General features: G+C 68.8%; 15 protein-coding genes. 6 read left to right on the forward strand and 9 right to left on the reverse strand.

Annotated features, from left to right (window positions below):
* Positions 1–45 precede the first annotated feature (45 nt).
* The 4 genes from F9C11_RS01555 to F9C11_RS01570 are packed head-to-tail and all read right to left on the reverse strand — an operon-like array spanning position 46 to position 2,375.
* Positions 46–675: a MarC family protein gene (locus F9C11_RS01555; RefSeq protein ID WP_409183174.1), complete on the reverse strand. Its 630-nt coding sequence runs from the start codon at positions 673–675 to the stop codon at positions 46–48.
* A gap of 1 nt (position 676) precedes the next feature.
* Positions 677–1,549 carry a PHP domain-containing protein gene (locus F9C11_RS01560; protein WP_409183175.1) on the reverse strand — a complete coding sequence of 291 codons (873 nt, stop codon included), beginning with the start codon at positions 1,547–1,549 and terminating at the stop codon, positions 677–679.
* A gap of 57 nt (positions 1,550–1,606) precedes the next feature.
* A complete protein-coding gene (locus F9C11_RS01565) occupies positions 1,607–2,167 on the reverse strand; it encodes a PH domain-containing protein (protein WP_009072960.1) in 561 nt (186 codons plus the stop codon).
* Positions 2,168–2,189: 22 nt separating this feature from the next.
* Positions 2,190–2,375 carry a hypothetical protein gene (locus tag F9C11_RS01570; RefSeq protein ID WP_037815868.1) on the reverse strand — a complete coding sequence of 62 codons (186 nt, stop codon included), beginning with the start codon at positions 2,373–2,375 and terminating at the stop codon, positions 2,190–2,192.
* Between the two features lie 167 nt (positions 2,376–2,542).
* Here F9C11_RS01570 and F9C11_RS01575 point away from each other — a divergent pair, with 167 nt between their 5' ends.
* Positions 2,543–2,944, forward strand: a complete 402-nt coding sequence (locus F9C11_RS01575) for an NUDIX hydrolase (protein WP_409183176.1) — start codon at positions 2,543–2,545, stop codon at positions 2,942–2,944.
* 269 nt (positions 2,945–3,213) lie between these two features.
* Here the strand turns inward: F9C11_RS01575 and F9C11_RS01580 are convergent, their stop codons facing one another.
* Both F9C11_RS01580 and F9C11_RS01585 read right to left on the reverse strand, forming a co-directional pair.
* A complete protein-coding gene (locus F9C11_RS01580; RefSeq protein ID WP_409183177.1) occupies positions 3,214–4,320 on the reverse strand; it encodes a DUF2332 domain-containing protein in 1,107 nt (368 codons plus the stop codon).
* Between the two features lie 26 nt (positions 4,321–4,346).
* A complete protein-coding gene (locus tag F9C11_RS01585; protein WP_409183178.1) occupies positions 4,347–4,850 on the reverse strand; it encodes a MaoC family dehydratase in 504 nt (167 codons plus the stop codon).
* 329 nt (positions 4,851–5,179) lie between these two features.
* Between F9C11_RS01585 and corA the strand changes: the two genes are divergently transcribed.
* From corA to F9C11_RS01605, 4 genes are all read left to right on the forward strand, one after another.
* A complete protein-coding gene (gene corA, locus F9C11_RS01590) occupies positions 5,180–6,268 on the forward strand; it encodes a magnesium/cobalt transporter CorA (protein ID WP_409183179.1) in 1,089 nt (362 codons plus the stop codon).
* Between the two features lie 197 nt (positions 6,269–6,465).
* Positions 6,466–7,119 (forward strand): metallophosphoesterase, encoded by a 654-nt coding sequence (locus F9C11_RS01595; protein WP_409183180.1) that lies wholly within the window; start codon positions 6,466–6,468, stop codon positions 7,117–7,119.
* Positions 7,116–7,955, forward strand: coding sequence for a chromosome partitioning protein ParB (locus F9C11_RS01600; protein ID WP_409183181.1), 840 nt, complete (start codon positions 7,116–7,118; stop codon positions 7,953–7,955). The genes F9C11_RS01595 and F9C11_RS01600 overlap by 4 nt, the downstream gene beginning before the upstream one ends.
* Before the next feature lie 54 nt (positions 7,956–8,009).
* Positions 8,010–8,357 (forward strand): ClpX C4-type zinc finger protein, encoded by a 348-nt coding sequence (locus tag F9C11_RS01605; protein WP_409183182.1) that lies wholly within the window; start codon positions 8,010–8,012, stop codon positions 8,355–8,357.
* Positions 8,358–8,471: 114 nt separating this feature from the next.
* Here F9C11_RS01605 and F9C11_RS01610 read toward each other — a convergent pair whose 3' ends face one another.
* Positions 8,472–8,666: a PspC domain-containing protein gene (locus F9C11_RS01610; protein ID WP_409183183.1), complete on the reverse strand. Its 195-nt coding sequence runs from the start codon at positions 8,664–8,666 to the stop codon at positions 8,472–8,474.
* Between the two features lie 143 nt (positions 8,667–8,809).
* On the reverse strand, positions 8,810–9,304 hold the full coding sequence (locus F9C11_RS01615; RefSeq protein WP_409183184.1) for a DUF4265 domain-containing protein: 495 nt from the start codon (positions 9,302–9,304) through the stop codon (positions 8,810–8,812).
* A 138-nt stretch (positions 9,305–9,442) separates the two neighbouring features.
* Here F9C11_RS01615 and F9C11_RS01620 point away from each other — a divergent pair, with 138 nt between their 5' ends.
* Positions 9,443–10,348, forward strand: coding sequence for a hypothetical protein (locus tag F9C11_RS01620; RefSeq protein WP_409183185.1), 906 nt, complete (start codon positions 9,443–9,445; stop codon positions 10,346–10,348).
* A 55-nt stretch (positions 10,349–10,403) separates the two neighbouring features.
* On the opposite strand, the gene F9C11_RS01625 is transcribed toward F9C11_RS01620, so the two are convergent.
* Positions 10,404–11,579, reverse strand: a complete 1,176-nt coding sequence (locus F9C11_RS01625) for an ABC transporter ATP-binding protein (RefSeq protein WP_409183186.1) — start codon at positions 11,577–11,579, stop codon at positions 10,404–10,406.
* Between the last annotated feature and the right edge of the window lie 2 nt (positions 11,580–11,581).

Here is an 11,581-nt window from a genome sequence, read left to right on the forward strand (position 1 = left end):
CACGCTACGCACCCCCACCGACACTTTCCGGCGTGGGCCGCCAAGCTAGCCGCCCGCGATGAAGCCCTGCACCGAATTCGCGACCAGTTCGACGGCGATCGCGGCGAGCAGCAGACCGGCGATCTTCGCCAGCAGCGTGATGCCGCTTTCCTTGATCAGCCGGATGACCACGCCGGAGAACCGCATGCAGGTGTACAGCACGAAATGCACGGTCACGATCGCCAGCGCGAGCGCGATGTAGGCGCCGACATGACCGTCCGCCTGCCGGACGAACACGATGGTCGCCGCGATCGCGCCCGGCCCGGCCAGCAGGGGCGTGCCGAGCGGGACGAGGGCGACGTTGACGTCCTCGGTCGCTTCGGGCTCGTTGCTGCCCGCGTTGCCGGTGAGCAGCTGCAACGCGATCAGCAACAGCAGCAACCCTCCCGCGCCCTGCAGCGCCGGGATGCCGATGCCCAGATACGCCAGAATCGCCTGCCCGGCCACCGCGAACAGCGAGATGACCAGCAGCGACACCAGCACCGCCTGCCGGGCCGCCTTGACCCGCGTCGCCATCGGTTTGCGGCCGACCAGGCTCAGGAACACCGGCACCGTGCCCGGCGGGTCCATGATCACGACGAGGGTGATCGTCGCGCTCATGAAGAGCTTCGCGTCGAAGAAATCCGAGACGGCCATCTCAGCCCTTCACCACTTGGAAGCCGGTCGCCCGCCCCACCAATTCCTCCAGCTGGTCCGGTTCGGTCGTTTCCTGGCCGAGCCCGATGGTCTTGTTCGTGCCGTGGTAGTCGCTCGACCCGGTGCGGACCAGGCCCAGCTCGTCGGCCAGTTCGCGGGTGCGCGCCCGGGTGGCCGGATCGTGGTTGGGATGGTCGACCTCGACGCCGGTCAGCCCGCGGGCGGCCAGGTCGCGCAGCGTGTCCTCGCTGATCGTCGCGCCGCGGCTGAACGCGAAGGGGTGCGCGATCACGGTCACCCCGCCGGCCGCGGTGACCATGTCGATCGCTTCCTCGACCGGCGTGTCGCGGCGCGCGACGTAGTAGCCGCGGCGGCTGTGCAGGTAGTCGCCGAACGCCTCGTCGACGGAGCTGACCAGCCCGGCGCGGACGAGCGCCTGCGCGAGGTGCGGCCGGCCGGCGGGCGAGTCCTCCGGCAGCAGGCCCAGGATTTCGTCGGCGTCGACCGGGAGGCCGTCGGCGGCCATCCGCTCGGCCATCCGCCGCAGCCGGGTGCGCCGTTCGACGCGCAGCCGCGTCTGTTCCTCGACGATCGCGGGCGCGGCCGGGTCGAAGAGGTAGGCGAGCAGGTGCACGCTGATCTCGTAGCCGGTTTCCGGGTCGATCGAGACCGTCGACAGTTCCGCACCCGGCACCAGCGTCATCCCGGCGGGCAGGGCCGCGGCGGCCGGTTCCCAGCCCGCGGTGGTGTCGTGGTCGGTGATCGCGACGACGTCGAGACCGGCCCGCGCGGCAGCGCCGACGAGCTCGGCAGGGCTGTCGGTACCGTCGGAGGCCGTGGAGTGGGCGTGCAGGTCGATGCGCATCGGACTCATTCTCAACGATGCGCTGCGTCACCCCGGCGCCGGGACCAGTGCCGACGCGCTCCGGCGTCAGCCGACCGGCTTCTTGCCCCGCGCCGCGCGCTGCGCCTTGATCATCGAGAACCGTTCGGCCTGCTTTTGCTTGTCGCCGAACACCAGCTCGGAGATCGTGTCGTAGAACTCCTCGGGCCGCGGCAGGTAGTCGATCCGGTTCAGCGCCTGGATCTGCCCCGCCGATTCGACGACCATCGTGCCGTAGCCCAGCATCCGGCCCCAGGCCGAACGCTGGTAGGTGAGGTCGGTGACCTTGCTGATCGGCATCATCAGCACCTTGGTGGTGAAGACGCCGGTGGTCATCACGAACCGTTTGTCGGTGACGACCAGCCGTTCGACCCACCACTCGATGATCACGTAGGCGAACCGCAGCACCACCGCCAGCGCGACGTACCAGAGGATGTTCTGCACCACCCACATCGAGGGCGGCAGCAGATACGACACCAGCACGCACACGATCAGCAGCGCCGCTGCCTCGAACGTGTCCCAGAGGAGCACCGCCCAGTGGCGGCGGATCCGGATGACCCGCCGCTCGGTGTCGAGGAGGTACTCGTCAGGGTCGCGTGGCGCGAACATGGTCCGAGGGTATCCCCTGCCGTCAGTGGAAGATGTTGCTGACGAACGTGATCACCGATTCGGCCGAGCTGCGGAGGAAGTCAACAATGTTGCTGACAAGACCGGCAGCATGGCCCGGCTGGGCGATCACGAAGAACAGCACCAACGCGATACCCACGAGTCCCGCAAGCTTCTTCGCGTTCACAGCGATCAATCCCGTCTCTTCCATGACACCCGGAAAACTGACTTTCTACGTTGTACCGCACTGACCACTCACGCGGGAGGAAAGTCCCGCGCATGGGTCAGCCAGGCGCTCGAAGTGTACCGTACGGCTACTCTCCGTGTACAGGTTCCCGAACGCTAGGGGGTGCGCCCGGGGTCGGTTACCGTCGCGGGATGGACGGCCTCGAGCGCTGCGTCGGCGGCATTGTGTTCGACGACCAGGGCAGACTCCTGCTCATCCGGCGCGCGCACGACCCGGGGAAAGGCCAGTGGTCGCTGCCTGGCGGGCGGGTCGAACCGGGCGAAACGGACCACGAAGCCGTCATCCGGGAGCTCCGCGAGGAGACCGGGCTCGACGTGAGACCGCACACATTGACCGGCTCGGTCGTCCGCGGCTCCTACGACATCCACGACTACGAATGCACGTGGACCGGCGGAACCCTCACCGCGGGCGACGACGCCACCGACGCGCGGTGGGTCAACTCGGCCGAACTGGTCAATTTAGACGAAGCGGGCCACCTGGTGGACCAGCTCCTGGTGACGTTGCGTGACTGGAATGCGTTGCCCGCCGCGTAGCCCGGAGCGGTCAATTCCGTATTGCCCGGGGCCGCGTCCGCGATTCGGAACGGATTGCGGAGTTGGCAGAAAGTTTCGCAGGCGTTCAAGCATCCGCGATGAGCACGGAAAATGCGCGGAACGCGTATTCGATATTGCCGGACGCGCATCGGTAGCCCCAGCCCGGCCGCCGCGGAGCGGTGTGACTGACGGGGCGAGTGTGACACAGGTTACGCACGGTGCAGGACGGCGTCGTGAGTGGCGATCCCGGTTCTAACCGGGATCGCCGCTCACGAGAGCCAGGTCATCCGCTGGCCGTGCGGAGCCGTCCGGGCCAGCGCGCGGGCCTGCGGCTTCCCGTCCGCCCAGGTCGTCAGCCCCAGCACCGCCATCGCGGGCTCGCCGATCGAGGACAGGTCGTCCCGGCCGGGAAGAACCGTCTCCAGCCCGGCCCGGTAGAACTCCTGGCTCACCCACCACACCGGCCGGGTCGAGGACAGCCGCGCCAGTTCGGCCACGAAATCCGCGCGCCGGTCTCCGACGTACGCCAGCGCGTGGCTCGTCAGCACCACCAACGGCAGTTCCGCGGGCAGCCGCGAAGCCGCCGAAGCCAGGTCGTCCACCGCGTCACCGGCGATCAGCTCCGGGGCGTGCTTCCGCTGTTCCGCGGCGGCCGTGCGCAGCAGCCGGATCCGGTCGACCTGATCCGCCCAGACGCACGCCTCCAGCCACGCCAGCTCGTCCTCGTCCGAGAGGTCCACCGGAGCCCGGTCCAGCCCGGCCCGGGCCGCCACCGCGACCTTCTTGGGCAGCTTCGGCAACCGAGCGTCCGAGGCGACGTCGATCGAGCAGTGCAGCCCGACCGCGGCCTTCGCCGGGCCGGCCGTGAGCTGTTCGCCGCCGTCGCACTGGTAGCGGTAGCCGAACCGGTCGAGCCCCAGCAGCAAGCCCGCGCTGCAGCCGACCTCGAGCAGCGCGATCTTGCCGCCCGCCTCCTTCGCCGCCGCCGCGACCGCCGGGTACAGCAGCGCGGCGCGGCGCACCTCGTTCGTCTGCGTGTAGCGCGTCGAGATGATCTCGCGGGCCTGGCCCGCGCGCTCCAGCAGGAACGAGCGGAACAACGGCCAGGTCTCGCCGTCGACGCCGTCGAACCCGCCGACCGACGGGTAGTACCGCGACAGCGGGTGGATCGGATCCGCCTGCACCAGCCGGTGCGCGGCGGCGAACAGCAAGGTGCCGCGCGCTTCGCCGTCGCGGGCGTCGGTCAGCAGGGCGGCGACGTCGTCGTCCTCGGCCGCGTGCGTCGCGAGGTGGTCATACAGCGGCGAAACCCCGCGCGCCTCCACCTCGGCGAAGTTGCGCAACCGGCGCTTGATCTCTTCCAGGGCGATAGCCACCCGTGCTCCTCTTCGCGGCGGATCGATCACTCGTGCGGCGTCGGACGGCCGGGCTGCTCCCCGCCGCGGGTGTCGCCGTAGAACCGCTTCGGGACCATCACTTTGCGCCGGAAAATGCACACGATGGTGCCGTCCTGTTTGTACCCTCGCGTCTCGACGTACACCACTCCCCGGTCGTCCTTGGACTTCGACGGGGTCTTGTCGAGCACCTCGGTCTCGCCGTAAATCGTGTCGCCGTGGAACGTCGGCTTGACGTGCTTGAGCGATTCGACCTCGAGGTTCGCGATCGCCTTCCCGGACACGTCGGGCACCGACATGCCGAGCAGCAGCGAGTAGATGTAGTTGCCGACCACGACGTTCTTGCCGAAATCGGTCGTCTCGCCCGCGTAGTGCGCGTCCAGGTGCAGCGGGTGGTGGTTCATCGTGAGCAAGCAGAACAGATGGTCGTCGTATTCGGTGACGGTCTTGCCGGGCCAGTGCTTGTAGACCGCGCCGACCTCGAACTCCTCGTAATACCGGCCGAATTGCACGCTTGCGCCTCCTGTCCGGGTAACACCTGCCGAACCAGGTGCGACACGTATCCGTGGTGAGGAGTACCCTCGACCATCGGTGATCGCGCGTCAACGCGACCCCTGCCACTTCGCACGCCTTGGCGTGCCCCGGCCGAAAGGAGGTGAGGGACCGCTCATGAGCAGTGGTGATAGTCCGCTCCCTAGTAGTACGTGCGTTCCCGCCTCGCCGGCCGGCCGTTTTTCCTCCTGGTAGGCCCGCGTCCGGGAACTCACGGTGCCGCCGGACGGACGCCGCAGTCCGCCTGGCCGTCGTCTTCGTGCTTCACGACGTCTGCCCAGGAGAACCCATGCCTGCCATTCCCTCGCTAGGCGGCCTTCGCGGCCGCGGCAACAACCGGGCCAAGGCCAATCTCGACCGGCCGATCCCGGTGCCGCTGTCGGCCTATGTCGTCGACTGCGCGGTGTATGTCGACGGCAAGCGGCTGCCCGGACGCTGGACGCACGCCGAGGCGATCCGCGAGGTGCGCAAGCGGCACGCGGGTTTCGTCTGGATCGGCTTGCACGAGCCCGATTCCGACCAGATCCAGGGCATCGCGGACACCTTCGGCCTGCACGAACTGGCCGTCGAGGACGCGCTGGAGGCACATCAGCGGCCGAAGCTGGAGCGCTACGACGACACGCTGTTCCTGGTGCTGAAGACAGTCCGCTACGTCGAGCACCAGTCGCCGACCACGGCGAACGAGATCGTGGAAACCGGCGAGCTGATGGTGTTCCTCGGCCGCGATTTCGTGATCACCGTCCGGCACGGCAACCACTCCGGCCTGGCCCGGCTGCGCCGTGACCTCGACGAGGATCCGGAGCGGCTGTCCCTCGGCGCGGCGGCGGTCGTGCACGCGATCGCCGACCACGTGGTCGACCACTACCTGGAGGTCACCAGCCGGATCGAGGCGGACATCGACGAGATCGAGGCGCAGGTCTTCGCGCCGCGCTCGTCGGTGAGCGCCGAGCAGATCTACCTGATGAAGCGGGAAGTGCTCGAACTGCGGCGCGCGGTGGTCCCGCTGGCCACGCCGGTGTCGCGGCTCGCCGAGGGCTACACGCGGCTGGTGCCGGACGAGGTGCGGTCGTATTTCCGCGACGTCGCCGACCACCTCGCCACCGTGTCCGAACGCGTGGCGGCGTTCGACGAACTGCTCAGCACCCTGGTCGACGCGACCGTCGCGAAGATCTCGCTGCAGCAGAACACCGACATGCGCAAGATCACCGCGTGGGCGGCGATCATCACGGTGCCCACGATGATCGCGGGCATCTACGGCATGAACTTCGACTACATGCCCGAACTGCACTGGCAGTTCGGCTATCCGATCGTGGTCACGGTCATTCTCGCGATCTGTCTGCTGCTGTACCGAATATTCCGGAAGAACGGCTGGTTGTAGCCGCCCCTCGCGGTCCCCCTTTTCTTCCCCCGGTTGCAGGAGGTTTGTCTCGTCATGTCCCGGTTGCTGTCCAACCTCAAGTTCTGGGCTCTCGCGCTGTGCCTCGTCTGGATCGTCGGCATCGTCGCGATGATCGCGCTCAACCCCGGGTTCGCGCACGGCATGAAGTGACGCCGCGCGCGCCGTAACCTTGGCGCATGCCGAAAGCGCTGGTGGTGGCCGACGAGGCCGACGAGCGGCTGTGGACCCCCGCGGTCCGCTCGCTGCGGGTCGACCTCGTCGTCGCCGCCGGCGATCTGCCGTTCGCGTATCTCGAGTTCCTCGCCGGCATGCTCGACGTGCCGTGCGTGTTCGTCCCGGGCAACCACGACCCGGACCTGAGCGGCTTCACCCGCTACGGCGGACTGTCCATGAAGGACGGTTTCCCGACCGAATGGCCCGGCCCCGCGGGCGGGATCAACGCCGACGGCCGGATCGTCGACGTCGCCGGGCTGCGGATCGCCGGACTCGGCGGTTCGATCCGCTACCGCGACGGCCCGAATCAGTGGACGCAACGGCAGCAGGCACGCCGCGCCCGGCGGCTGGAACGGCGGTTCCGGTGGCGGAAATGGCGGGACGGCAACGGAATCGACATCCTGCTGACGCATTCGCCGCCGCGGCATCTCGGCGACCGCGAAGACCCGCCGCACCAAGGTTTCACCTGTCTGCACCGCACGATCGAGACCCTGCGGCCGCAGTGGCTGCTGCACGGACACATCCATCCGCACGGCGAACCGGTGCCCGACCGCGTGGCCGGCCGCACCCGGATCCGCAATGTGGTGGGCTATCAGGTGATGGAGTTCCCGCGATGACCCGACCGACCGGTTTCCCGCGCGCCGACGCCGAAAACGACTTCCTCCGGGCCCGCCGTCGGCAGGTGCTGTCCCGGCTTTCCACGTGGCTGCGCCGGGAACCCGACGACGTCAACATCATGCTGCCGTTCCACGAAGTGGTGCAGGCGCTCGGTTACGTCAGCGAGGCGCGAATCGGGACCCGGGTGATCGCCTTGGACTCGATCGTCGGCACCGTCGACCGGAGCCGCGATTTCGACCGCCGCTTCCGCCCGACCTCCGCTCGCGTCCGGCAACGCTGGGAACGCCTCGCGCTGGCCGCCCGCCGCGGCGAGGCGATCCCGCCGATCGAGGTGTACCGGGTCGGCGAACTGCACTTCATCATCGACGGCCACCACCGGGTTTCGGTCGCGCTGGCGCAGGGACTGTCCACAATAGAAGCTTCGGTGACGGTCGTGCGCACCAAGCTGAACCCGAGCGGCATCCGCTATCGCGGCGACCTGATCGTTAAGGACTACCGGCGGCTGTTCCTGGAACGAGTCCCGCTGTCCGGGCACGCCCGCGCCTCGGTGCTGATGACGGATCCGTGGAACTACGCCCAGCTCGGCGAGCACGTCGAAGCGTGGGGTTTCCGGCTCATGCAGGACGAAGGCCGGTTCACCGACCGCGCGACCATCGCGCAACGCTGGTTCGACGAGGAATTCACGCCGGTGGTGGCGATGCTGCGGCAGGCCGATCTGATCGGCGACCGCACCGAGGCCGAGGCGTATCTGTGGGTCGCGTGCGAGCGGTACCGGCTGATCCGGACGCACCGCTGGGACGAGGAGGTCATCGAGACGCTGCGGTCCCAGCAGTGACTTGTCAGGCTGACCTTGACGTGTCAGGCTAGTCCTGACACTGGGAGGTTCGCGATGACTTCGTACTGCTCGTTCTGCCTCAAACCGGCCGACGAGGTGGCCAAACTGATCGCCGGCGCGGGGGTCTACATCTGCGACGGCTGCGTCGGACTCTGCGCACAGATCCTGGCCGGGAAACACGAGCCGGGGACGCCCGAGGTGACGCTCTGGGAGCGGAAATCGGACGAGGAGATCCTCGAGAGCATCCCGCGGATGGCGAAGGTCAGCGCGCAGACGGACGCGCGGATCCAGGAGCAGGTCGATTTGCTGCGGACGCGCGGCGTGGCATGGGCACGCATCGGCGAGGCGCTCGGGGTGACGCGGCAATCGGCCTGGGAGCGGTTCTCCGCCGAGCGGAAATGAGACCGGCCCCCTCCCGTGTGTCAGCGGAAGAGGGCCGATCGTTCTCAGTGGCTGGTGGCCAGCCGGGCGAGCCGTCCCCCCTCAAGGCAGCTCGCCCGGCCTCGCGTCGGCAGGTCAGTCGCTGGGGATGACGGCCCACAGGATCAGGTACGCGACGAACTGCGGCCCCGGCAGCAGGCACGACAGCAGCGCGAGCACCCGGACCTTGCCCGGCGTGGTCCCGAAGCGACGGGCGAGCCCGGCGCAGACGCCGCCGATCATGCGCCCCTCTCGCGGCCGGCTCAGCCGGTTGGTGACAGGTGCGGACATCGTGTTCCCCTCCCGTTTGGGTTCGTACCTCTATGTCACCACGCGCGGCGGCCGGGCACATCGCTCCGCGGGACGATCCGGACCCCTAAGGGGGTGGGGTCCGGTAGGGGGAGCACCTCGGGGTCGATGCGGGAACTCGCAGGTCAGCGGCCTGCCGCCAGCCATTCCTCACTGACGCAGCCCTCCTCGTAGGCCCAGGAACCGTCCGCCTTGCCCGCTTCGAGCGCGCGCTTCGCGCCGGCGAGGTCCGCTCCCGGCGGGACCGTGAACCCGACCATGGCGAATTGGCTGAGCCCTTCGCCCTCGAAGCCGAACGGGGCGAAGTGGTCGATCACTCGGCCCAGGTCGCCCGCGAACGGGCCGTCCGCCCGGACAATCAACCGGATCGTGCAGTTCCCGGACCACTCCACCCGTTCGACCGGCCGCAGCACGCCCTCCTCGTCCCGTTCGACGCGGAAAACGTCGCCCTCGGCGGCGTTCCGGGCGAACCAGGGAACGTTGGCCAGCCGGACGTGGTCCGGGCGGTCGAGCGGAACCGCCCACAGCCCTTCCCGGCTCACCGGCGGCCAATCGTCGTCCTCGGAAGGGAGGTGGAACACGACCTTGACGGGGGACGGCTGATCGAGAGCACGGGGCACCGCAGCAGCTTGCCATCGCCGTCGTGCGGCGAAACTGGTTCCGTCGGCACCTCTCCCACCAGCGGTGATGACTCAGCGAAGTGTGGGATTTCCCGGCGGGGGCTGGATTTTTCGCCACTCACGGTGATACTGCACCCCGTGCGTAACCCACTCGGAGTCCTCGCCGTCGGCTGTTCGGTGCTTCTCGCGGGAGCCGGATGTTCCGCGGAGTCTGCCCCGACGACGGAGCAGGCGCAGTCCGCGCCGGTGCCGTTGACCGCGATCTCGGCGCTCGGGGACTTCGCCACGCTCGACTACTGCAGCCTGCTGGACCCGAAGCGGCTCAAGAACTCCACCGCCGACACGCCCGATTCGTCGTTCACCGCGTGCCAGGCGGATTTCGTGCAGGCCGGGCGCCCCCGGACGGTCACCATCGGTCCGCTCGCCGCCGAACGCGATCCCAATGTGCAGGCCTACGCGTATCCGGGCAAGGTGCCGGACGGCGTTTCCGTGCAGCAGGCCGGTTTCGTGCCGGAACGCACGTGCGGGCGGGCCATCACGTTCGCCGACGGGGTCCGGCTGGCCGTTTCGATCACCGACGGCGACGACCGCGGCAGCGCCGAGGACCGGTGCACCGCCGCGGACGACGTGGTCGGCGGGGTGCTCGACGCGGTGACCGGCAACCGGGTGCGGCATCCGCACCTGCCGGACCGCTCGTGGGGGCGGGTGGATTCGTGCGCGATTCTCAGCGCGTCCGGGGCGCAGGGCGGCGACGCGACGGCCGGGCTCGCCGGGCATTCCTGCATCCTCGACAAGGTGAGCCTGGAGTTCGCGGTGGTGCGGCAGGCTCCGGCGGGGCCGGCGGAGACGCTCGGCAACCGGGTGGCCCGGGTGGCGGCAGACGGGGCGTTCTGCCGGGTGCGGACGGTGCAGCCCTCCCCCGCCACGCCGGGGCGCGCGGAGCAGGCGACAGTGAGCGTGGTCGACACCAGCGGCGCCGGCGGGGAGGCGGCTTGCCCCGCCGCCCGCACCGCCGCGGCGACGATCTTTTCGCGGATCCCCTGAGCGTCCGGGAAGGGCTCCGTGAATTCCTTCAAGGAGCCCCTCCCGGACCGCTAGGTCAGTCGGAGTAGGTGAGGTTCCGGCCGTCGGACGGGTCGAAGAGTTTCACCTTGTCCGCGTCGAACCAGATCTGCAGGTCCTGGTTCTCCGCGGCCGCCGATTCGGCCGACAGCCGGGCGACGATCAGCGATTCCGCGCCGGGGACGTCGGCCGAACCGCTGTCCGCGGCCAGTTCCGCGAGTTCGGCCGAGGTCGCGGTTTCGCCGTCCACGGTGAAGTGCGCGAACTTCTCCGAACCCATCGACTCCAGCACGTCCACGTGCGCGGTGAAGGTCGCGCCCTCGCGGCCCGATTCGACCAGGGCGGCGTCCTCGAAGTGTTCCGGGCGGATGCCCATGATCACCTCGCGCGGGGCGTTCGCCGCCTCGGCCATCCGGCGGATCCGGTCGGTCAGCGGCGTGATGCCCAGCGAACTGCGCAGCTGGCCGTTCTCCAGCGTCGCGGGAACGAAGTTCATCGACGGCGAGCCGATGAACCCGGCCACGAACAGGTTCGCCGGGTTGTCGTAGAGGAACTGCGGCGAACCGATCTGCTGCACGTATCCGGCCCGCAGCACCACGACGCGGTCGCCGAGGGTCATCGCCTCGGTCTGGTCGTGCGTGACGTACAGCGTGGTCGTGCCGAGCTGCTTCTGGATCTTCGACACCGATGTCCGCATCTGCCCGCGCAGTTTGGCGTCCAGATTGGACAGTGGCTCGTCCATCAGGAACGCCTTGGGGTTGCGGACGATCGCCCGGCCCATCGCCACGCGCTGCCGCTGCCCGCCGGACAGGTTGGCCGGTTTGCGGTCGAGATGCTGGGTCAGGTCGAGAATCTTCGCCGCTTCCTCCACTTTGGACCGGACGATCTTGTCGTCCACTTTGGCCAGCCGAAGCGGGAAGGCCATGTTCTCCCGCACGCTCATGTGCGGATACAGCGCGTACGACTGGAACACCATCGCGATGTCCCGGTCCTTCGGGGCCTTCTCGTTGACCCGCTTGCCGTCGATGCGCAGTTCGCCCGAGGAGATGTCCTCCAGGCCGGCGACCATGTTGAGCGTGGTCGACTTCCCGCAGCCGGACGGGCCGACCAGGATGATGAACTCCCCGTCGGCGATCGTGATGTCCACTTCGGACACCGCGAGCGCGCCGTCGGGATAGCGCTTGGAAACCTTGTCGAGAACGATTTCAGCCATGG

Source organism: Amycolatopsis sp. VS8301801F10, from assembly GCF_046195355.1.
Classification (GTDB): Bacteria; Actinomycetota; Actinomycetes; order Mycobacteriales; family Pseudonocardiaceae; genus Amycolatopsis.

Bases quoted from the DNA above. Each gene is read 5' to 3' on its own strand.
- F9C11_RS01555 (WP_409183174.1), bottom strand. From the start codon at position 675: ATGGCCGTCTCGGATTTCTTCGACGCGAAGCTCTTCATGAGCGCGACG.
- F9C11_RS01560 (WP_409183175.1), bottom strand. From the start codon at position 1,549: ATGAGTCCGATGCGCATCGACCTGCACGCCCACTCCACGGCCTCCGAC.
- F9C11_RS01565 (WP_009072960.1), bottom strand. From the start codon at position 2,167: ATGTTCGCGCCACGCGACCCTGACGAGTACCTCCTCGACACCGAGCGG.
- F9C11_RS01570 (WP_037815868.1), bottom strand. From the start codon at position 2,375: ATGGAAGAGACGGGATTGATCGCTGTGAACGCGAAGAAGCTTGCGGGA.
- F9C11_RS01575 (WP_409183176.1), top strand. From the start codon at position 2,543: ATGGACGGCCTCGAGCGCTGCGTCGGCGGCATTGTGTTCGACGACCAG.
- corA (WP_409183179.1), top strand. From the start codon at position 5,180: ATGCCTGCCATTCCCTCGCTAGGCGGCCTTCGCGGCCGCGGCAACAAC.
- F9C11_RS01595 (WP_409183180.1), top strand. From the start codon at position 6,466: ATGCCGAAAGCGCTGGTGGTGGCCGACGAGGCCGACGAGCGGCTGTGG.
- F9C11_RS01600 (WP_409183181.1), top strand. From the start codon at position 7,116: ATGACCCGACCGACCGGTTTCCCGCGCGCCGACGCCGAAAACGACTTC.
- F9C11_RS01605 (WP_409183182.1), top strand. From the start codon at position 8,010: ATGACTTCGTACTGCTCGTTCTGCCTCAAACCGGCCGACGAGGTGGCC.
- F9C11_RS01610 (WP_409183183.1), bottom strand. From the start codon at position 8,666: ATGTCCGCACCTGTCACCAACCGGCTGAGCCGGCCGCGAGAGGGGCGC.
- F9C11_RS01625 (WP_409183186.1), bottom strand. From the start codon at position 11,579: ATGGCTGAAATCGTTCTCGACAAGGTTTCCAAGCGCTATCCCGACGGC.